The organism is Roseovarius sp., from assembly GCF_030373445.1.
GTDB lineage: Bacteria > Pseudomonadota > Alphaproteobacteria > Rhodobacterales > Rhodobacteraceae > Roseovarius.
Genome location: NZ_JAUCYU010000002.1, coordinates 104,089 through 124,739, shown reverse-complemented (window position 1 = coordinate 124,739; position 20,651 = coordinate 104,089). Strand labels below are relative to the sequence as shown.

Here is a 20,651-nt window from a genome sequence, read left to right as displayed (position 1 = left end):
AGCGCCGCGCGGAATCAAGGTGCGCCAAGGGCGCACCGCCGCGCATCGCAGGGCCGCCCCGCCGGCACGGCGATGCGCGGCCCTCGCGGCCTAAACCGCCTCCGCCTTCAACCGCTGCTCTTTCGTCAGAACCGCCGGCTCCACCACCGGCCGCCCGCCTTCAAAGAAAGGCGACCCCTTCGGCGCCAGCCCCAGCATGGCCGCGAAATGCCGCCCGAACGCCCCCGACATCAACGTCCATTTCCCGTGATCCGCCGGCGGGCTGGCCCCTTCCGGCGCATCCTTGGCAAAGAACGTCCCCCGGTTCGGACCCAGCGCCGCCGCCTGGTCCACCGGCACCAGCGCGACGACCAGGCTCAGGAAATACCACCCCGAGGTGCCCAGCGTGTTGCCCACGGGCGTGCCGCAACACCCTGCGTACCAGCGCATCATCCCCTTCGGCGACAGCCGCAGACAGCGCAGATGTTCGACACCGGACGTGAACTTCAACCTGGCGGGCAAGGTCTGGAACAGCTCGAACCCGCCATTGCGGTCAAGGATATCCGCCGCCCCCACATGGGTGGCAAAGGCCCGGCAATCCTTGCAGTGGCAGGTCACCCGGCAGCCCGTGGCGGGCGAGATCCCCGACATCCGCCCCGTCAGCTTCCCGCAACGGCACGCGATGTCGATCTCCCGCCCCGCCACGCCTGGTCAGAGCCCCAGCGCCCGGTAGCTCGCCGCCACCTTGGTGATCGCCACCAGGTAGGCGGCGGTGCGCAGGTCGTGCACGTCCTCGCGGCCGTGCCAGACCTCGCGGATCTGCTGGTAGGCCGTGCGCATCGTGTCGTCGAGCCCCGAGCGCACAAGCTCAAGCTCGCCCGCCCCGCGCAGGTACTTCTTCTTGAAATCCGGCGACATCACCCAGGCATCGCCCAGATGCGCGTCGAGCCGCTCCAGCTCGGACACGATCAGCTGGTGGCGCGCCTCCTCCTGCCGCCGGCCCATCCGGCCAAAGCGGATGTGGCTGAGGTTCTTGACCCACTCGAAATACGACACCGTCACACCGCCCGCGTTGGCATACATGTCGGGCACGATCACCGTACCCCGCTTGCGCAGGATCTCGTCCGCCCCGGCGGTCACCGGGCCGTTCGCCGCCTCGACGATCAGCGGCGCCTTGATCCGCTCGGCGTTGTCGAGGTTGATCACCCCCTCCATCGCCGCCGGGATCAGGATGTCGCACTCCTCCTCGAGGAAGCTCGACCCGTCCTTGACGTACTTGCCAGAGGAATAGCCGTTCACCCCGTCATGCTTGGCGATCCAGTTGCGCACCTCCTCGACGTTGAGCCCGTCATCGTCCCAAAGCCCGCCGTCGCGCTCGATGATGCCGACGATCTTGCAGCCATCCTCCTCCGACAGGAACTTGGCGGCGTGGTAGCCCACGTTGCCGAGGCCCTGCACGACCACCCGCTTGCCGTCGAGCGTGCCCGACAGTTTCGCGGCCTTGATGTCCTCGGGATGGCGGAAGAACTCCTGCAGCGCGTATTGCACGCCCCGGCCCGTCGCCTCCGTCCGGCCCTGGATGCCGCCGGCGTTGACCGGCTTGCCGGTCACGCAGGCGCGCGAGTTGATGTCGGTCGTGTTCATCCGCCGGTACTGGTCGGCGATCCACGCCATCTCTCGCTCGCCGGTGCCCATGTCGGGGGCGGGCACGTTCTGGCTGGGGTGGATCAGGTCGCGCTTGGCCAGCTCGTAGGCGAACCGCCGGGTGATCAGCTCCAGCTCGTGCTCGTCCCATTCGCGCGGGTCGATCCGCAGACCGCCCTTCGAGCCGCCGAACGGCGCCTCGACCAGGGCGCATTTGTAGGTCATCAGCGCCGCCAGCGCCTCGACCTCGTCCTGGTTCACGCCCATCGCGTAGCGGATCCCGCCCTTGACGGGCTCCATGTGCTCGGAATGCACGCTGCGATAGCCGGTGAAGGTCTGGATCTGCCCGCGCAGCCGCACGCCGAAGCGCACGGTATAGGTGGCGTTGCACACCCTGATCTTCTCCTCCAGCCCCGGCGGCAGATCCATCAGCGCAACCGCGTGGTTGAACATCAGATCCACGCTTTCGCGGAAACTCGGCTCCTTCCGGGGGCTTGTCATGTCACGTCTCTCCCATTTGCGTTTCGCGTCCGTCCTGTTGGTATCTACGGATCTTTTTTGACGGTATCGTTACTGCATGGTGTGGCTTTGTCCACCCGCCGATTTTCCGGGCAGGCCCGGCGGCCATCCGCCACCAGAGCGCAACAATGGCCGGGCTTCCAATTCATAGTTTCCGGTTAACCACCTGATCCACGGTAACAATTCGTACTTTCGCCATATTTGTGCCATGCTCGTCAGCAATATCTTGCCGGTCAAAAAGTGTGCGCGATTCTGCGTTTTACATTTGTGAGGGTGCCGAATGCTGGAAGTATCGGGGGGCCGGACGTATTGGCGTTGGGCCAGAAAAAGGGCGGGCGTCGCCGTGGCAACTGGCCGGGTCGCGCGCTTCCGTGACGAAGAAGACGGAGCCGCCACGATCCTCGTCCTCTTCCTGTTCCTGTTCATGTTCGCGATGGCCGGTCTCGGGATCGATACCATGCGCCACGAAATGGAACGCGCCCATCTCCAGGCCACGCTCGACGCCGCCGTGCTTGCCGGTGCGGGCGCCCCGCGCGGCACCGACAAGGCCGAGGTCAAGGCGATCGTCGAAGACTATTTCGCCAAGAGCGACATGGCCAGCTACCTGCACGACATCGATATCGACGGCGAGGGCAGCGATGACATCGTGACCTCCCTGAATTCGACCAAGGTCAAGGCGTCGGCCAGCATGACGCTCGACACCTACATCATGAAGCTGTCCGGCGTGGATCAGCTCAATGCCTATGGCGCGGCAACCGCCGAAGTGCGCACGCCGAAACTGGAAATCGTCATCGTGCTCGACGTCTCGGGATCGATGAAGGGCACCAAGCTCCTCAATCTCCAGGCCGCGGCCAAGGAATTCGTCACCACCGTCCTGAACGGCTCCGAGGCGGGCAATACCGTGATCTCGATCGTGCCGTTCAGCTGGTCGGTCACCCCCGGCTGGACCATCTTCAACGCCCTCGCGGTGGACCGGCAGCACAATTACTCGACCTGCCTGAAATTCAAGGAAAACGATTACAATCACGCGACGCTCACGACAGGCGCCTCGGCCCTCAGCAGCGGCATTCCCGTGGATCACATGATCTACACGTCGGTCTATGGCGGCTTCGACAACCTCGATCCGGAATGGCGCTCCTGCTACACCGATGCCTACATGGAAATCATGCCCTTCTCGATCAGCGAAACCGCGCTCCACGCGAAGATCGACTCGCTTGAGGCATCGGGGAACACCAGCGGCCACCAGGGCATGAACTGGGGCGCCGCCCTGCTCGACCCGTCCTTCCGCGCCGTGTCTGCCGACCTGATCGCCTCGGGCGAGGTCGATGGCACGCTCTCGACCGTGCCCGCCAACTATAACGAGCCGGAGACCCTGAAAATCATCGTCATGATGGGCGACGGCGCCAACACCACCTCCTACTTCTTCGACAAGAGCAACCCGAAGTACCGTGGCGCGCATTCCGACCTGTACCACGTCAAGTACCAGGACCGCGTCTTCAAGTACGCCTACCACGATTTCAAGCACACCAAGAGCGACGACGAAAGCAAGTGCGGCAAGTCGAAATGGACCTGCGTATACGAGGCCAACGGCCCCGAAATGTCGGTCTATTACCTCAGGGACGCCGGTGACGACCGCTTTTACGCGGCCGAAGCCGATGACCCGGAGGTGGCCAACAACTGGATCTCGACCGCGGAATTCAACGACCTCGAGAACACGCTGGAAGGCTACATCTCGACCGAGCGGCTTACCTGGGAAATGGCCTGGGGGCTGATGTCGCCCGAGTATTACGGCGACATCACCGGCGACTGGGGCCCGTGGAACGACTATGTCGGCTCGGAATATCTCAGCGGGTCCGCCAAGAACACCCGGATGCTGGGCGTCTGCTCGGCCACCAAGACCGCGGGCGTCGTCGTCTACACCATCGGCTTCGAGGTGCCCTCCGGCGGCACCGCCGAAACCACGCTGACCTCCTGCGCCTCGACGCTCAACCACTATTACCCGGCCTCGGGCACCGACATCAGCGCCGCGTTCAACTCCATCGCGTCGAACGTGCAGAACCTGAGGCTCACGGAATGATCGGCCCCTTCGGATACGAGCTGCGCCGCTTCCTGCGCGACGAGGGCGGCAACGCATCGGTCGAGTTCGTGCTGGTCTTCCCGGCCTATCTCGCCCTCATGCTGATGTCGATCGAGCTGGGTTTCGTCACCCTGCGGCACACCCTGCTGGAACGCGGGCTCGACATCGCCGTGCGCGAAATCCGCCTCGGCACCGGCACCGCCCCGCAGCACGACGAGATCAAGGATATCATCTGCGACAACGCCCTGATGATCCGCGATTGCGCGACGACCCTTCGGCTCGAGATGCGCTCGGCCGACATCCGGGTCTTCAACTCGCTCGATACCACCGCCGACTGTACCGACTCGGCCGAGCCCACCAAGCCGGTGAAGCAGTTCGTCAACGGCCAGCAGAACCAGCTCATGCTGCTGCGCGCCTGCCTGCGCTTCGACCCGCTCTTTCCCGATGACGCGCTTGGCAGCGCCCTGACCAAGGATGCCAACGGCCAATCCTCGATCGTTTCCATGACCGCCTTCGTGCAGGAGCCGCTCTGATGTCCTGGCTGTATCTCAAGCACCTGCTGAAAACCTTCCGCGATGACGAGCGCGGCTCGTTCACGGTCGAGTCCGTGATCGCCTTCCCGCTCCTCTTCTGGACGATCTGCGCTTCCTACGAGTTCTTCGAGGTTCACCGCTACAAGAGCGTGCGCGAAAAGGCGACCTACACCATCGCCGACCTGCTCTCGCGCGAACAGTCGGTCGTGACCGACACCTACATGGACAACGTCAAGATCCTGTTCGACGAGATCTCCAACGACAGCGGCACCAACCAGGTCCGCGTCACCATCGTCCGCTACAACGAGACCGACGACCGGTACGAGGTCAAGTGGTCCGAGGTGCGCGGCGAGGACCGCATGACCGCGCTGACCACCACCAACACCGCCAGCGAGCACGACCGTTTCCCGATCATGAACGACGGAGAAGAGCTGATCGTGGTCGAAAGCGTCTCGAAGTACGATTCGCTGTTCTCGCTGGTCTACAGCGACAAGATCAACATCGACACCCGGGTCTTCACCAGCCTGCGTTTCGCGCCGAAGCTGTGCTTCGACGCGTGCAGCTCGTAAACCGGGCTCAGCGCGCCTCGCGCTCGGCCAGTTTCGCGGCGATGATATCGGCCATCACCTTGCCCTGCGCGCCCGGCGTCACCCCGCCGATGCCCACGCGCGGCCCGAACCGCCACCACAGCCCCGGCTGCCAGCGGCCCGGCGCCCGGCCCTTCAGCCGCAGGATGAACCCGTTCGACGGCTTGAAGGCAAAGGCCCCCCGGTCGACCGATGCGATCTCTTCCATCGCCGCGATCTCCTCGCCCTCGCTGGTGCGCAGCCCCGCCTCGGTCAGCTCCACCGCCGCCCGCGTCGCCCGGCGCATCCGCTCGGCGCCCCAGAGCGCGATGATCCCCATCACCACCAGGAAGGCCTGCCAGGCGAATTGGGCCGGCGGCCTGGCAATCCCGGTATAGATCAGCAGCAACCCCAGCACCGCCAGCATCGTGACCCCCAGCCCCCGCCGCATGGCCGAGGCGCGGACAACCGCCAGCACCGTCTCATCGTCGCGCATTCGCACTCTCCCTCGCTACGCCCGCGTCTACCCGGTTCGCCGCCCCCGCGCGAGGGGGATTTGCGCATCCGCGCACAAACGCCCTGCCGGAACCGGCCACCCGCCCCACTGGTGCGGCGCCGGCAAATCTCTACATCTGTCGGGAAAGGAGGACCATCCCATGTCCCTCAGACCCATCCTCGAACAACGCCCCGCCCAGCCCACGATGGAAGGCGCCGGCGTCCACCTCCACCGCGCCTTCGGCTTCCAGGACCCGTCCGAGCTCGACCCGTTCCTGCTCTTCGACGATTTCCGCAACGACCTGCCGGAGCACTACGCGCAGGGCTTCCCGTGGCACCCCCACCGGGGCATCGAAACGATAACCTATGTCCTGTCGGGCACGGTTGAGCACGGCGACTCGCTGGGCAACACCGGCACGCTGGGCGCGGGCGACGTGCAATGGATGACCGCCGGGTCGGGCATCATGCACCAGGAGATGCCCAAGGGGAACCCGCAAGGCCAGATGCACGGCTTCCAGCTCTGGGCCAACCTGCCCTCCTCGCTGAAGATGACCGCGCCCCGCTACCAGGACGTGAAGGGCGGCGACATTCCCGTCATCACCGACGATGACGGCACCACCGTCCGCGTCGTGGTGGGCAGCTTCTGGGGCAAGACCGGCCCGGTCGACGGCATCGCCGCCGATCCGCAATACCTCGACATCTCGGTGCCGGCAGGCGTGAAAAAGACCTTCAAGGTCGACACCTACCGCCGCAGCTTCGCCTATGTCTTCGAAGGCTCCGCCGCCTTCGCCGACGCCTCGGCCCCCTCGGGCGTGCTGCTCGAAAAGGAGGTCGCCGGGCAGGAGGTGAACATCCGCGACATGTCGGGCAACCGTACCCTGATCCGCTTCGGCACCGGTGACGAGATCACCGTGCAGGCGGGCGACGAGGGCGTGCGCTTTCTGCTGGTCTCCGGCGCGCCGATCCAGGAGCCGGTCGCCTGGCACGGGCCGATCGTGATGAACACCCGCGAAGAGCTGATGACCGCCATGAGCGAACTTCGCAACGGCACCTTCATCAAGCCCGCCCACTGACGCAATACCCCGGGCCGCGCATCGCCGCGGCCCGGCTCACTCCGACAGCAACAGCCGAACCCGCGCGTCGAGATCCCGCATCAGCGCCTCCCGCGCCACCCCGGCGCGGCCCTGGAACATGTAGCCCTGCCTTATATCGAACAGCAGCGCCGCCCGCTCTTCTGACGGGAATCCTTCCGGTAGCGTGCCCTTCTCCACCTCCCGCTCGAACCGCGCCGTCAGCCGGGCCTGCGCCTCCTCGATCGCCGCCTGCAACCGCTCCGACACGCCGTCGACCTGCCCCGCCGTCGTCGCCACGCTCGAGGCCAGGAAACACCCCTTCGCCCCGCTCTCGTGCCCGGTGGCGGAATCGATGATTTCGACCAGGAAGGCGCGGATCGCCGCCGCGATGTCCTCCTCCGCCTCGAAGGCCACCAGGGGCGCACAGCCCTCCGCATCGCGGTAATGGTCGATGGTCTTGAGATACAGCTCCCGCTTGTCGCCGAAGGCCGCGTAAAGGCTCGGGCCGGTGATCCCCATCGCCCCCTTCAGATCGCGCAGCGACGCCCCGTCATAGCCCATCGTCCAGAAGACATGCATCGCCTGCCTCAGCGCCGCATCATAGTCGAAGCTGCGCGGCCGTCCTAATTTTTTTGTATCGTTCAATATATAATCCTTGACCCGCCCGGCGCCGCCCGACATATTTGTACCGTTCGATATATAAAGCGAAAGGCTCCCCATGACCACCCCGAAACTCGCCGCCGGATCGGTGTTTCCGGCGATCGACCTTCCCGTGCTCTCCGGCGGCACGCGCAGCCTCGCCACCCCCCGCGACGGCTTCGACTGGCAGCTCACCCTCGTCTACCGCGGCAAGCACTGCCCGCTCTGCACCACCTACCTCAAGGAGCTGAACGACCGCCTGCCCGACTTCACCGCCCAGGGCACCGACGTGCTCGCCGTCTCGGCCGACACCGAGGCCCGCGCCACGGCCCACATGGAGGAGGTCGCACCGCAATTCGACGTGGCCTACGGGCTCACCATCCCGCAGATGCAGCAACTCGGCCTCTACATCTCCGGCACCCAGAATGGACGCGACGTGGAAGCCCCCTTCGCCGAGCCCGGCCTCTTCGTCATCGACGAGACCGGAAACCTCCAGATCACCGACATTTCCAACGTCCCCTTCGCCCGCCCCGACCTCGCATGGATCGCCAAGGGCATCGGCTTCCGCCGCGGCGCCTTCGCCAACACCCCCATCAACGGCACCCACGCCTGAAAGGAACCCCCATGACCCAGCCCACCGAAACCACCCTCCGCGCCCGGCTCGAAGAGCTCATGCAGGCCGGTGTGCGCGCCGACATGGCCATGCTCGACACCATCTACCACGAGGATATCGAGGTGATGGACCTCGGCATCGACGGCCGCCTGATGACCCTGCAGAAGCAGGAGTTCATGGCGATGCTGCAGGAGACGTTCCGCGACAAGACACCCGAGGACCACCTCTGGTTCCACCTCCACCGCCTCACCGTCACCGGCCATCGCGGCCACGTGCTGATCTCCCGCAAGATCCCCGTGGGCGGGCCGAAGATGATGATCGACCTCAGCATCGACTTCGTCTTCGAAGACGGCCGCTGGCAGGTGATCCGCGAGGTGAATTTCAGCCGCCCCGACGCGGAAGCCGCCTGACCCTGCTCACCAACGGGGCCGGCCCGCCCACGGGCCGCCCCCTCACTTCTTCCGCCGCACCACGTAAAGCAGCACCAGCCCGACCACCGCCATCCCGATCAGCGTCAACCAGATATCGACCCCCGTCTGGTTCCAATGCCCGAAGACCATGCCGCACCTCCCTTTTCCGGCACCACCCTGCCCGGCCTGTTAAAAGAATGCCACCCGTCGCCACGGGCCCCGGAATTTTCGAAAATTCCGGGACAGAAAATGCGCATTTTCTGTCCCGTTTTCCGCGCGGAAAACGGCGCTGACACACGAAAACAGGCCACACCCCTCGGGGCGCGGCCTGCTTTTCTCTCCGGCATCGCCGAAACGTTCTAGTCGTCGAGGATGAAGGTCACTTCCATGTTGACGCGGTAGGCCGAAACCTTGCCGCCATCCACCTCGACGTTGAGATCCTTGACCCAGGCGCTCTTCACGTTGCGCAGGGTTTCGGACGCGCGGTTGATCCCCTTCTCGACGGCATCGTCGAAGCTGTTGGGGGACACCGCGGAAAGTTCTGTTACGCGTGCAACGGTCATGGACTGCCTCCTTTATCATTGCACCGAGTCAACATGACCCCCGCCGCCCCTGTTCCTGCCAGCCTGCCGCCTGCCTGCCGGCGTCGGCGGATCGCCGCGGGGCAGCGGTCGCCATCGGCGGGGTTTTATCCCCGTTGCGTGCCAAACCACATCTTGCGCCACCCCCCACCGCGCGCCACATCAACCCGGTGCCGCACCGTGAAAAACACCGACAGAATACCGACGCGATACCGACGCGATACCGACAAGCGGTTTCCCAGCCAAATCAGCCCGTTAACCCCGATTCGCGCGCCTCAGGCTGCCACCGACTTGCGCACCATGTCCCAGTACAGCTCCTGCACCTCCGCCAGCGACAGCCGACCGCCCTCCCGGAACCACGTATTCACCCCGTTCAGCATCGCGATCAGCGCCATCGCCGCGATCCGCGTGTCGGCGATGGCAAAGACCCCCTTGTCGATGCCCCGCTGCAGGATGTCCTCCAGCCGCCGCTCATAGGTCCGGCGCAGCGTCTCGATCACGCCGAAATTCTCGGGGCTCAGGTTGCGCAGCTCCATGTAGGCGATGAACACCTCCTCGGGCCGCTCGTTGTGGAAATTGATGTGAAACCGGGTGAATTCCCGCAGCGCCGGAAAGGGCATCTCCCGCGTCCCCTCCGCCTCCTGCGCGGCCAGCAGGTCCTCGAGATGGGTCTTCATCAGGTCGAACAGAAGCGTCTGCTTGTCAGGTGTATAATTGTAGAGCGCGCCCGCCTGCACCCCCACCTCGGCCGCGATCTGGCGCATGGACACGGCGGCGAACCCCTTGTCCGCAAAGAGTTTCAGCGCCGCCTCGCGCACTTTCGGGCCGGTGATCCCGGAATGAGAGCCCTGGGTTCTTGCCATGGGCCGCAGCATAATTGAACGCCTGTTCAGATCAACGCCCGACTTGCCCTCCCCCACGCAAAAGTGGCAAGGAAGAGACAGTGTGATTTCCAAGGACAGCGCCGATGCCCCTGCGCCTCTCCCTCGTCCTCTGCGCCGCCGCGCTGGCGGCCGGCTGCGGGTCCTTCCCGCAGCTTGATGCCGTGGTCAGCGACGAGGCCTGGGCGTCCGACTACCCGGCGCTCGTTCCGGCCGAAACCCTCCGCGCCCGCGCGACGGCACGGCCCCCCTCGGCCGACGGCACGACGCTCGGCAATGCCGCCTCCCCCGCGCCCGAGATCGACGCCCGCGCCGCAAGCCTCAAGGCCCGCGCCGCAAGGCTCAGGGGCGAGGTGATCGGCGAGGCCGACAGGGACAGGCTGAACCAGACGATCGAGATGGACGAAGACGAGGGCTGAGCCGGGTCGCATGGTGACACGGGAAGCTTGCGAAAGGTCTTTTGAAACCTCGACAAGCCGCGCATCGACGGGCCGTGGTATGGCGATCCAACGCCGATGGCCACCACTTTACGCCCGCCAGCCCCCTCCACCATCTCGATGCCGCATGTCCCTCTCCGGAACGCCGTGCCGTCACGCCAAAGGCGTGCCGTGTATAGGCGGCGCACCTCCGGTGCGACGGGACGGCCCGTCGATGCGCGGCGGGCTTCGCCCTTGTTCCGCGCGGAGCACGGTGCACCCGCCATCACCCGTACAAAACCCGCGTTGCAAGCCCCGCACCAAGCGTTTACACGCCCATTCCAGACCTTTCCGCGAAGTTGAGTTGTTGATCGGAGCGCCCAAATGACCACCCCCCTGCGCCTAGGCATCGCCGGGCTCGGCACCGTCGGAACCGGTGTCGTCAAGATCATCCGCCAGAAAGCCCAGCTGCTCGAGACCCGCGCCGGCCGCCCGGTCACCATTTCCGCCGTCTCGGCACGCACCCGCGACAAGGACCGCGGCGTGACCCTGTCGAACTACGCCTGGGAAGACGACCCCGTGGCGCTGGCCACCCGCGACGATGTCGACCTCTTCGTCGAGCTCATGGGCGGCAGCGACGGCCCCGCCAAGGCCGCGACCGAGGCCGCGCTGAAGGCCGGCAAACACGTGGTCACCGCCAACAAGGCCATGCTCGCCCATCACGGGCAATCCCTCGCCGAACTGGCCGAGGCAAACGACGCCGTGCTGCGCTTCGAGGCCGCCGTCGCGGGCGGCATCCCGGTGGTCAAATCGCTTACCGAAGGACTTGCCGGCAACGAGATCACCCGTGTCATGGGCGTGATGAACGGCACCTGCAACTACATCCTGACCCGCATGCAATCGGGCGGCCTGCCCTATGACGAGGTCTTCGAGGAGGCCAACGCCCTGGGCTTCCTCGAGGCCGACCCGACGCTCGACGTGGGCGGTATCGACGCGGGCCACAAGCTGTCGCTCCTGTCGGCCATCGCCTTCGGCTGCCAGGTTGATTTCGACGCCGTGGAACTGGAAGGGATTGAGCGGGTCACCATCGCCGATATCCGCCATGCCGACGACCTTGGCTACCGCATCAAGCTTCTGGGCGTGGCGCAGATGACCGGCCGCGGGCTGGAACAGCGCATGTCGCCCTGCCTCGTGCCGAAGAAAAGCCCGCTGGGCCAGCTCGAGGGCGGCACCAACATGGTCGTGCTCGAAGGCGACCAGGTGCAGCAGATCGTCCTGCGCGGCCCCGGCGCGGGCGAAGGCCCCACCGCCAGCGCGGTGATGGGCGACGTGCTCGACATCGCCCGCGGCTTCCGCTGCACCACCTTCGGCGTACCGGCCGCCGCGCTCACCCGCGCCACCCCGGCGAAAACGGCCACGCCCGCGCCCTACTACCTGCGCATGGCGCTCGACGACAAACCCGGCGCGCTGGCCAAGGTGGCGACGGCGCTCGGCAATGCCGGCATTTCCATCGACCGGATGCGCCAGACAAAGCACAAGGACAACACCGCGCCGGTGCTGATCGTCACCCACCGCACCACCCGCAGCGCCCTCGACGAGGCGCTCGAGGCCATGGGACGGCTCGACGTGATGGCCCTGCAACCGGTCGCCCTGCGCATCGAATCCGTCTGAACCCGGTGGCCGGCCCTTGTGCCGGCCCGACCCCGCCGCTAATGCTGTTGCCCGACCGTCCGGCCCAATTCCCCGGCCCATTTCCTTGAGGAGTTTCCATGTCCGACGCCGCCAAATTCGACGACACGATCCTGTCGCTCGCCCTCGCCCGGGTCTCGGAACAGGCCGCGCTGGCCTGCCGCCCGCTCATTGGCCGCGGTGACGAGAAAGCCGCCGACCAGGCCGCCGTCAACGCCATGCGCGAGGAGCTGGGCAAGCTCGACATCGCCGGCGTCGTGGTGATCGGCGAAGGCGAGCGGGACGAGGCGCCGATGCTCTATATCGGCGAGGAAGTGGGCACCGGCAATGGCCCCGGCGTCGACATCGCGCTCGACCCGCTCGAAGGTACCACCATCACCGCCAAGGCCATGCCCAACGCGCTGACGGTCATCTCGATGGCCCCGCGCGGCACCATGCTGCACGCGCCCGATGTCTACATGGACAAGCTCGCCGTCGGCCCGGGCTACCCCAAGGACGTGGTCTCGCTCGACATGAGCCCGCGCGAACGGGTCGAGGCGCTGGCCAAGGCCAAGGGCTGCGAACCGTCGGGCATCACCGTCTGCGTGCTCGAACGCCCGCGCCACCAGGACACCATCGCCGAGCTGCGCGAGGTGGGCGCCTCCGTCTACCTGATCGGCGACGGCGACGTGGCGGGCGTGATGCATTGCACCGACCCCGAGGCCACCGGCATCGACATGTACATGGGCTCCGGCGGCGCACCCGAGGGCGTGCTGGCGGCGGGCGCGCTCAAGTGCCTCGGCGGCCAGATCTGGGGCCGGCTCCTCTTCCGCAACGATGACGAGAAGGGCCGCGCCGAGAAGGCCGGGATCACCGATCTCGACCGCATCTATTCCCGCGACGAGATGGTCACCGACGACGTGATCTTCGCCGCCACCGGCGTGACCACCGGCTCCCTCGTCGCAGGGCTCAAGCCGCGCGGCGACAGCATCGAGACCGAAACCCTGCTGCTCAGGTCCAAGACCGGGGAACGCCGCCGGATGACCTGCCGCCACCCGCTCTGACCGGGCCATGCCGGCGGCGCTGATCCTGATCGATATCCAGACGGGGTTCGACCACCCGGCATGGGGCGAGCGCAACAACCCCGGTGCCGAAGACACCGCCGGCGCGCTGCTCTCGGCGTGGCGGAAGGCGGGCGACCCCGTCTGCCACGTCCTCCATGTCAGCGCTGAACCGAACAGCCCGCTTGGGCCCAGGACCGGCGGCACCGCCTTCAAGCCGCAGGTCATACCGCGCCCGGGCGATCCGGTCTTCGAGAAATCCGTCAATGCCGCCTTCATCGGCACCACGCTCGAAGCGCACCTGCGCGAGCGCGAAATCACCGACCTCGTGATCTGCGGCCTCACCACGCCGCATTGCGTTTCCACCACCGTGCGCATGGCCACCAACCTGGGCTTCACCGTCACCCTCGCCCACGACGCCTGCGCCAGCTTCACTGCCAATGCCGACACGGGCTGGCAGGCGGGCCTTGCGCCGATGACCGCCGAGGCCATCCATCAATCCGCCATCTCCCACCTCCACGGCGAGTTCGCCACCGCCCGCACCGCCGCCGACATCCTGCAAGGCCGGTCATGAGCTTCCTCGGCGTCGAAAGCTCCCTCACCGGCCGCCGCTGGGTTGGCCCCACGCCGGAAACCGACCGGCTGGCCGAGGCGCTGGTGCAATCCGCCGCCCTGCCCCGCGCCCTCTGCCAGACGCTCGCCCGCCTCGGCGTCGCGCCCGAGGCCTGCGCCGGCTACCTCGAGCCGAAGCTGCGCGACCTCCTCCCCGACCCCCGCCGCCTCAAGGACATGGAGAAGGCCGCGGCCCGCTTCCTCGAAGAGGTCAACCGGAAGGGCCGCATCGCCATCTTCGCCGATTACGATGTCGACGGCGGCGCCTCCGCCGCGCTGCTGATCGACTGGCTGCGCCAGATGAGCCTAGCCGCCACGCTCTACATCCCCGACCGCATCGACGAAGGGTACGGCCCCAACGAGCCCGCCATGGCCGAGCTTGCCGCCGCGCATGACCTCATCGTCTGCGTCGACTGCGGCACGCTCAGCCACGATGCCGTCGCCGCGGCCAAGGGCGCCGACGTCATCATCCTCGACCACCACCTGGGCGGCGAAACCCTGCCCGACGCGCTGGCCGTGGTGAACCCCAACCGGCAGGACGAGCCGGGCGATCTCGGCCATCTCTGCGCCGCCGCCGTGGTGTTCCTCATGCTGGTCGAGGCCGGGCGCCAATTGCGCGAAGCCGGCCGAAAGGGCCCCGACCTGATGGCCATGCTCGACCTCGTGGCACTCGCCACCGTGGCCGACGTGGCCCCGCTCAAGGGCGTGAACCGCGCCTTCGTGCAGCAGGGCCTCAAGGTCATGGCCGGCCGCCACCGCCCCGGCCTCGTCGCGCTCTCGGACGTTTCCCGCCTCGACAGCGCGCCCACCTCCTACCATCTCGGCTTCGTCCTCGGCCCCCGCGTCAACGCCGGCGGCCGGATCGGCAAGGCCGACCTCGGCGCCCGCCTGCTGGCCTGCGACAACCCGCACGAGGCGAAAGCCATGGCCGACCGCCTCGACCAGCTCAACACCGAGCGGCGCGAGATCGAGACCGCGGTGCGCGACGCCGCCCTCGAACAGGCCGAGGCGCGCGGGCTCGACGCGCCGCTGGTCTGGGCCGCCAAGGACGGCTGGCACCCCGGCGTCGTCGGCATCGTCGCCTCCCGCCTCAAGGAGGCCACCAACCGCCCCGCCATCGTCATCGGCTTCGAAGGCGACGAGGGCAAGGGCTCGGGCCGCTCCATCTCGGGCGTCGATCTTGGCGCAGCGATCCACCGGCTGGCGGCGGAAGGCCTCCTCATCAAGGGCGGCGGCCACCGCATGGCCGCGGGCCTCACCGTGGCCCGCGACAAGCTCGAGGCGGCGATGGAGCGCCTCTCCGAGCTGCTGGAACGGCAGGGCGCCGGCACCGCCGGCCCCCGCGACCTCGCCCTCGACGGCCTCCTGATGCCAGGCGCCGCCACGCCCGAACTGGTCACCCAGATCGAAACCGCCGGCCCCTTCGGCGCGGGCGCGCCGGGGCCGCGCTATGCCTTCCCCGACATGCAGATCGGCTTTGCCAAGCGGGTGGGCGCAAACCACCTCAAGCTGCGCTTCGGCGACGGCACGGGCCCCAAGCTCGACGCCATCGCCTTCGGCGCCTACGACACCGAGATCGGCGCCACGCTGGAAGAGCACGGCGGCGCACGCTTCCACCTCGCCGGCCGGCTCGACCTCAACACCTGGGGCGGGCGCCAGACCGTACAGCTTCGCCTCGAGGACGCGGCCCGCGCCGGCTGAGCCGCCCGAATCGTGCCGAGCCAACCCGGCACCACCCCCTTCCCCATCGCCACGACACGGGCAATTCACCCGGCCTTAACCCGCCTCCGCCAAACCTGACGCGGCGTTCGCCACCAAGGGACATCAACAACCGCACGACAGGCGAAAAATTTGCATTTTGCCTCTTGCGCAGGGACCGGCTTTTTCATAGGAAACGCCTCACGCCAAGGCATGGCCCGTTCGTCTATCGGTTAGGACGCCAGGTTTTCAACCTGGAAAGAGGGGTTCGATTCCCCTACGGGCTGCCACCCCTCCCTTTCACGCTTCGTTAACCTCCGCGCCCCGGCCATCGGTTGCCCGCCCTTTCCGCATGTCCTGCAACCACTTACTTCAGGCTTGAAATTTCAAGCTTGAAATATCATCCCTCTCCGGCCTATCCTTCCCCCAGGTCCCCGGCCCGGCCAATGAGGCGTTAACGGCAGCGGGGCGTCCTGCTCAGAGTTGGGAACCAGCCAGCCGCAGGACCGCCGCCCGTGACGCCCGCTTCGCCCGGCACGCCTATGCGGACTGGAAAAATACGCGCAAAAACGCGCGAACAGGGAGAAGTACGGATGAAAAAACTTGGCACAACCCTCGCCGCCGGTCTTCTGGGCCTTGGCACCACCGCCTCGGCCGAGATCGAGGTCGGCATGATCGTCACCCTTTCCGGCCCGCCCGCGGCGCTCGGCCAGCAGGCCGTCGACGGCTTCCAGCTCGCGCTCGACGACCTCGGCGGCAAGCTCGGCGGCGAGGAGGCGACGCTCATCGTCGAGGATGACGAACTGAAGCCCGAGGTCGCGCTGTCGAAGGCCAACGGCATGGTCCAGGAAGAGGTCGATTTCGTCGTCGGCACGATCTTCTCGAACATGCTGCAGGCGATCTTCAAGCCGGTGATCGAGTCGGAAACCTTCCTGATCAGCCCCAACGCCGGCCCCTCGACCTTTGCCGGGCGCAACTGCAACCCCTACTTCTTCGTCACCTCCTACCAGAACAACCAGAACGCCGAGGTGATGGGCGCCCACGCCCAGAAGGCGGGGTACGAGAAGGTCTTCATGATCGCACCGAACTACCAGGCCGGCCGCGACAACATGGAAGGCTTCCAGATGCACTATGAAGGCGAGATCGTCGACGAGGTCTACGTGCCCCTCGGCCACCAGGACTACTCGGCCGAGATCGCCCGCATCGCCACGTCGGAGGCCGACGCCGTCTTCGCCTTCACCCCGGGCGGCATGGGCGTGCGCTTCGTCCGCCAGTTCCGCGACGCGGGCCTTGCCGACAAGGTCCAGTTCATGTCGGTCTTCACCACGGATGAGACCACCCTGCCCGCCCAGAAAGAAGCCGCCGAGGGCTTCATCGCCGCCGGCAACTGGGCACCCGATGCCGACAACGAGGCCAGCCAGAAATTCGTCGCCGCCTTCGAAGAGAAATACGGCTACGTGCCCGGCGGCTATGCCATGCAGGCCTATGATGCGGCCCTGCTGATCGACAGCGCGGTCGCGGCCGTGGGTGGCGACCTCTCCGACAAGGACGCCGTGCGCGCCGCGATGGAGGCGGCCGATTTCACCTCGCTGCGCGGCGAATTCGCCTTCAACACCAACCACTACCCGACCCAGAACTTCTACCAGCTCTCGGTGGAAGAGCGGGAAGACGGCCAGTGGGCCACCGCGACGGGCGAACTGGTGTTCGAGAACTACGGCGACAGCTTCGCCGAAGAATGCAGCATGTAAGCCGATGCGGCGGGGCCGGTCACCGGCCCTGCCATTCGCGGCTCCGGCGGTAAAGGCCTCCCATGTCCTCGATCCTGATCCTGATCCAGCTCCTGAACGGGCTGCAGCTTGGCGTGATCCTGTTCCTGATCGCGGCCGGCCTGACGCTTGTCTTCGGGGTGATGGGCTTCATCAACCTCGCCCACGGGGTGCAGTACATGCTGGGCGCCTACCTCGCCGTCTACCTCTACGGTCTGACGGGCAGCTTCATGGCCGCGCTGGTGCTGGCCCTGCCGCTGGCGCTCCTGCTGGGGCTGGTGCTGGAATTCCTCGTCTTCCGACACTTGTATGACCGCGACCACCTTTCCCAGGTACTGGCCACCTTCGGGGTCATCCTGTTCCTCAACCAGCTGATGAAGGTGCTGTTCGGCCCGGCCTCCCTTTCGGTGCCGCCGCCCGCCTTTCTCGACTTCTCCTTCACGCTGGTCGACGGTCTGCTCTACCCGGCCTACCGCGTCGCGCTCATTGTGGCCGGCCTGCTGGTGGCGCTCGGCCTCTGGCTGGTGATCACCCGCACGCGCGTCGGCATGCTGATCCGCGCGGGCGCCACAAACCCAGACATGGTCTCGGCCCTGGGTGTCAACGTGCGCCGGCTGTTCCTGATCGTCTTCGGCTTCGGCGCCATGCTTGCCGGGTTCGCGGGCGTCATGGCCGCCCCCCTCTACTCGGTCGAGCCGGGGATGGGCGACAACCTCCTGATTGTGGCCTTCGTGGTCATCATCATCGGCGGCGCGGGCTCCATCCGCGGGGCGTTCGTCGCGGCCCTGCTGGTGGGGCTGGTCGACACGCTGGGCCGCACGCTCGTCACCGACGGGCTGCGCCTCGTCATGGACCCGTCTTCGGCCAACCAGATCGGCCCGGCCATCGCCTCGATGCTGATCTACGTGCTGATGGCGCTGGTGCTCTTCTGGCGGCCTGAGGGCCTCTTTGCCCCCAAGGTGGCACGATGACCGACCAGGCCCACATGCAAGCCCCCGTCGCCGCCACCCCCCGCGCGCCGCTGATCGTCGCCAGCGTGATCTTCGCCGCGCTGGCACTCATCCCTGTGCTGGCCGAGGCCTGGGGCGGCGCGTGGCTCACCTCGCTGGCGGTGCGCGCCATGATCCTCGCCATCGTCGCCATCTCGCTCGACCTGCTGATGGGCCAGGGCGGCATGGTCAGCTTCGGCCATTCCGCCTTCGTCGCCATCGGCGCCTATGCCTGCGGGATCATGATCACCGAAGGGGTCTACGAGATGGCCCTGATCCTGCCCGTGGCCATCGCCGCGGCGGGGCTCTTTGCCCTGATAAGCGGGGCCATCTGCCTGCGCACCTCGGGCGTCTCCTTCATCATGATCACGCTCGCCTTCGGGCAGATGATCTACTTCGCCCTGGGCTCGCTGGCGCAGTACGGCGCCGATGACGGGCTGACGCTGTGGTCCGGGCCCGACTTCCTCGGCACAAGCTGGCTCGGCTCCGACATGGGCGTCTATGTCACCGTCTTCGCCGTGCTGCTGGCCACCTGGGCGCTGGTCCACCGCATCACCGGGGCCCGCTTCGGCCGCGTCCTGCGCGCCGCCCGCCAGAATCCCACCCGCGTCGCCTCGATGGGCTACTCTGTGTTCCGCTACCGCCTGACGGCCTATGTCATCGCCGGCGTGATCGCCGCCATCGCGGGCGTGCTCTGGGCCACCCACGCCGCCTTCATCTCGCCCTCGCTGGGGGCATGGCAGCGTTCGGGCGACCTGATCGTCATGGTGGTGCTCGGCGGCATGGCCACCCGCAACGGGGCGCTTCTCGGCGCGCTCTTCTTCATCCTGATCGAGGAAACGCTGTCGTCGATCACCCATGACTGGCGGCTCATCTTCGGGCCCCTTCTGGTGCTGATCGCGCTCTATGCCCGCGGCGGTCTCGTCGGCCTGCTCGACCGCGTCAGGGGGCCCCGATGACCGAAGCCGTCCTCCAACTCAAGGGCCTGCAAAAGGCCTTCGGCGCGCTGGTCGTGACCGACAAGGTCGACCTCGACCTGCACCCCGGCGAATGCCACGCTCTGATCGGCCCCAACGGCGCGGGCAAGTCGACGCTGATCCACCAGGTCTCCGGCCTCCTGCAACCCGACGCGGGCCGGATCGCCTTCGAAGGCCGCGACGTCACCGGACAGAAGCAGCACGAGCGCGCCGTGGCCGGCCTCGGCCGGTCCTTCCAGATCACCTCGATCCTGCCGGACTTCACCGTGCTGGAAAACGTGGCCCTCGCCGCCCAGATGCGCGCGGGCTCCAGCATGCGGTTCTTCCGGCGCGCCGACCGCGAAGAGGCGCTGAACGCCGCCGCCATGACGGCGCTCGACCGCATCGGCCTCGCCCCTCGCGCCGCCGCCATGGCGGGCGCCCTCTCCTACGGCGAGAAACGGATGCTGGAACTGGCCATCGCCATCGCCGGGAAGCCCCGCGCGCTCCTGCTCGACGAGCCGATGGCGGGCATGGGCCGCGCGGAAAGCGAAAGCCTGACAGACACGCTGCTGGAGCTGAAGGCGACCTATCCCATGCTGCTGATCGAGCATGACATGGAGGCCGTCTTCCGCCTTGCCGACCGGGTCTCGGTGCTGGTCGCCGGTGCCATCGTCGCGACCGGCACCCCCGACGAGGTGCGCGCCGACCCCAAGGCCCGCGCCGCCTATCTCGGCGAAGACCATGCGGAGGGCGCGGCATGAGCCTGCTGTCGCTGACGAACATCACCGCCGGCTACGGCTCGGCCCAGGTGCTCTTCGGCATCGATCTCGAGATCGGCGAGGGCGAGGTCGTCACCCTGCTGGGCCGTAACGGCATGGGCAAGACCACCACGGTGCGCGCCATCATGGGCCTGATCAAGCCATGGTCGGGCGAGGTGCAGGTCGACGGCAAGAACTACGCCGGCCAGCCGCCCTATGCCATCGGCCGCGCGGGCGTGGGCCTCGTGCCGGAAGGCCGGCAGGTCTTCCCCACCCTCACGGTCGAGGAAAACCTCCTCGCCGCCGCCAAGATGCCCGACGGCCGCACCCGGTGGGATCTGACCTCGGTCTACGACTTCTTCCCCCGCCTCAAGGAACGCCGCACCCACCTTGGCGCCCAGCTTTCCGGCGGCGAGCAACAGATGGTCGCCATCGCCCGCGCGCTGATGACCAACCCGCGCCTGCTGATCCTCGACGAGGCCACCGAGGGCCTCGCCCCCCTGATCCGCGAGGAAATCTGGACCCGCCTTGCCACGCTGAAGGCCGAAGGCGAGGCCATCCTGCTCATCGACAAGAACGTCGGCGCGCTCGCCGGCCTCGCCGACCGCCACTACGTGATCGAGAAGGGCGAGATCGTCACCACCGTCACCGCCGCCGAAGCGGGCAGCACCATCACCGCCACGCTCGAACGCCACCTGCATCTTTGATCCGGAG

Annotated in this window: 23 protein-coding genes and 1 tRNA gene; 17 read left to right on the top strand and 7 right to left on the bottom strand. The window is 67.1% G+C overall.

All coding sequences use genetic code 11. The annotated features are described in order from the left end of the window. Positions 1-90: 90 nt before the first annotated feature. The gene (locus tag QUV18_RS04115) at positions 91-684 is read right to left on the bottom strand and encodes a DUF6151 family protein (RefSeq protein WP_300892164.1); all 594 of its coding nucleotides are present in this window, start codon (positions 682-684) and stop codon (positions 91-93) included. 6 nt (positions 685-690) lie between these two features. After that, a complete protein-coding gene (locus QUV18_RS04110; RefSeq protein WP_300892163.1) occupies positions 691-2,124 on the bottom strand; it encodes a Glu/Leu/Phe/Val dehydrogenase in 1,434 nt (477 codons plus the stop codon). Positions 2,125-2,485: 361 nt separating this feature from the next. Between QUV18_RS04110 and QUV18_RS04105 the strand changes: the two genes are divergently transcribed. From QUV18_RS04105 to QUV18_RS04095, 3 genes are read left to right on the top strand one after another with little or no spacing between them, the layout of a single operon-like run. Further along, positions 2,486-4,219, top strand: a complete 1,734-nt coding sequence (locus QUV18_RS04105; protein ID WP_300892162.1) for a VWA domain-containing protein — start codon at positions 2,486-2,488, stop codon at positions 4,217-4,219. Next, complete coding sequence (locus tag QUV18_RS04100) at positions 4,216-4,752, top strand: TadE/TadG family type IV pilus assembly protein (protein WP_300892161.1); 537 nt, start codon at positions 4,216-4,218, stop codon at positions 4,750-4,752. The genes QUV18_RS04105 and QUV18_RS04100 overlap by 4 nt, the downstream gene beginning before the upstream one ends. Then, entirely contained in the window at positions 4,752-5,321 is a 570-nt protein-coding gene (locus QUV18_RS04095; protein ID WP_300892160.1) for a TadE/TadG family type IV pilus assembly protein, read from the top strand. Before QUV18_RS04100 ends, QUV18_RS04095 begins: the two co-directional genes overlap by 1 nt. A gap of 7 nt (positions 5,322-5,328) precedes the next feature. Here the strand turns inward: QUV18_RS04095 and QUV18_RS04090 are convergent, their stop codons facing one another. Continuing rightward, positions 5,329-5,814 (bottom strand): hypothetical protein, encoded by a 486-nt coding sequence (locus QUV18_RS04090; protein ID WP_300892159.1) that lies wholly within the window; start codon positions 5,812-5,814, stop codon positions 5,329-5,331. A 160-nt stretch (positions 5,815-5,974) separates the two neighbouring features. On the opposite strand from QUV18_RS04090, the gene QUV18_RS04085 reads away from it, so the two are divergent. Beyond that, positions 5,975-6,886: a pirin family protein gene (locus tag QUV18_RS04085; protein ID WP_300892158.1), complete on the top strand. Its 912-nt coding sequence runs from the start codon at positions 5,975-5,977 to the stop codon at positions 6,884-6,886. Positions 6,887-6,922: 36 nt separating this feature from the next. Here QUV18_RS04085 and QUV18_RS04080 read toward each other — a convergent pair whose 3' ends face one another. Beyond that, positions 6,923-7,531, bottom strand: a complete 609-nt coding sequence (locus QUV18_RS04080; protein ID WP_300892157.1) for a TetR/AcrR family transcriptional regulator — start codon at positions 7,529-7,531, stop codon at positions 6,923-6,925. A gap of 73 nt (positions 7,532-7,604) precedes the next feature. Here QUV18_RS04080 and QUV18_RS04075 point away from each other — a divergent pair, with 73 nt between their 5' ends. Together QUV18_RS04075 and QUV18_RS04070 are read left to right on the top strand one after the other, a co-directional pair. Continuing rightward, positions 7,605-8,138, top strand: coding sequence for a redoxin domain-containing protein (locus QUV18_RS04075; protein ID WP_300892156.1), 534 nt, complete (start codon positions 7,605-7,607; stop codon positions 8,136-8,138). Positions 8,139-8,149: 11 nt separating this feature from the next. Further along, positions 8,150-8,548, top strand: a complete 399-nt coding sequence (locus QUV18_RS04070; RefSeq protein ID WP_300892155.1) for a hypothetical protein — start codon at positions 8,150-8,152, stop codon at positions 8,546-8,548. A 42-nt stretch (positions 8,549-8,590) separates the two neighbouring features. On the opposite strand, the gene QUV18_RS04065 is transcribed toward QUV18_RS04070, so the two are convergent. The 3 genes from QUV18_RS04065 to QUV18_RS04055 all read right to left on the bottom strand — a co-directional run bounded on the left by QUV18_RS04065 (position 8,591) and on the right by QUV18_RS04055 (position 9,992). Beyond that, positions 8,591-8,698, bottom strand: coding sequence for an LPXTG cell wall anchor domain-containing protein (locus QUV18_RS04065; RefSeq protein ID WP_300892154.1), 108 nt, complete (start codon positions 8,696-8,698; stop codon positions 8,591-8,593). 209 nt (positions 8,699-8,907) lie between these two features. Further along, positions 8,908-9,111 carry a dodecin family protein gene (locus QUV18_RS04060; protein ID WP_300892153.1) on the bottom strand — a complete coding sequence of 68 codons (204 nt, stop codon included), beginning with the start codon at positions 9,109-9,111 and terminating at the stop codon, positions 8,908-8,910. Positions 9,112-9,404: 293 nt separating this feature from the next. Beyond that, complete coding sequence (locus QUV18_RS04055; protein ID WP_300892152.1) at positions 9,405-9,992, bottom strand: TetR/AcrR family transcriptional regulator; 588 nt, start codon at positions 9,990-9,992, stop codon at positions 9,405-9,407. Positions 9,993-10,096: 104 nt separating this feature from the next. On the opposite strand from QUV18_RS04055, the gene QUV18_RS04050 reads away from it, so the two are divergent. The 11 genes from QUV18_RS04050 to QUV18_RS04000 all read left to right on the top strand — a co-directional run bounded on the left by QUV18_RS04050 (position 10,097) and on the right by QUV18_RS04000 (position 20,644). Next, positions 10,097-10,429, top strand: coding sequence for a hypothetical protein (locus QUV18_RS04050; protein ID WP_300892151.1), 333 nt, complete (start codon positions 10,097-10,099; stop codon positions 10,427-10,429). Positions 10,430-10,810: 381 nt separating this feature from the next. Continuing rightward, a complete protein-coding gene (locus tag QUV18_RS04045; RefSeq protein ID WP_300892150.1) occupies positions 10,811-12,097 on the top strand; it encodes a homoserine dehydrogenase in 1,287 nt (428 codons plus the stop codon). A 98-nt stretch (positions 12,098-12,195) separates the two neighbouring features. Beyond that, positions 12,196-13,158: a class II fructose-bisphosphatase gene (gene glpX / locus QUV18_RS04040; RefSeq protein ID WP_300892149.1), complete on the top strand. Its 963-nt coding sequence runs from the start codon at positions 12,196-12,198 to the stop codon at positions 13,156-13,158. 7 nt (positions 13,159-13,165) lie between these two features. Continuing rightward, a complete protein-coding gene (locus QUV18_RS04035; RefSeq protein WP_300892148.1) occupies positions 13,166-13,729 on the top strand; it encodes a cysteine hydrolase family protein in 564 nt (187 codons plus the stop codon). After that, entirely contained in the window at positions 13,726-15,468 is a 1,743-nt protein-coding gene (gene recJ, locus QUV18_RS04030; RefSeq protein ID WP_300892147.1) for a single-stranded-DNA-specific exonuclease RecJ, read from the top strand. Before QUV18_RS04035 ends, recJ begins: the two co-directional genes overlap by 4 nt. 212 nt (positions 15,469-15,680) lie before the next feature. Further along, positions 15,681-15,755, top strand: a tRNA-Glu gene (locus QUV18_RS04025). A 303-nt stretch (positions 15,756-16,058) separates the two neighbouring features. Further along, entirely contained in the window at positions 16,059-17,213 is a 1,155-nt protein-coding gene (locus tag QUV18_RS04020) for an ABC transporter substrate-binding protein (RefSeq protein WP_300892146.1), read from the top strand. A gap of 62 nt (positions 17,214-17,275) precedes the next feature. Further along, entirely contained in the window at positions 17,276-18,202 is a 927-nt protein-coding gene (locus tag QUV18_RS04015) for a branched-chain amino acid ABC transporter permease (RefSeq protein ID WP_300892145.1), read from the top strand. Next, a complete protein-coding gene (locus tag QUV18_RS04010) occupies positions 18,199-19,179 on the top strand; it encodes a branched-chain amino acid ABC transporter permease (RefSeq protein WP_300892144.1) in 981 nt (326 codons plus the stop codon). Before QUV18_RS04015 ends, QUV18_RS04010 begins: the two co-directional genes overlap by 4 nt. After that, entirely contained in the window at positions 19,176-19,940 is a 765-nt protein-coding gene (locus QUV18_RS04005) for an ABC transporter ATP-binding protein (protein ID WP_300892143.1), read from the top strand. Before QUV18_RS04010 ends, QUV18_RS04005 begins: the two co-directional genes overlap by 4 nt. Next, on the top strand, positions 19,937-20,644 hold the full coding sequence (locus QUV18_RS04000; RefSeq protein ID WP_300892142.1) for an ABC transporter ATP-binding protein: 708 nt from the start codon (positions 19,937-19,939) through the stop codon (positions 20,642-20,644). The genes QUV18_RS04005 and QUV18_RS04000 overlap by 4 nt, the downstream gene beginning before the upstream one ends. Positions 20,645-20,651: the final 7 nt, after the last annotated feature.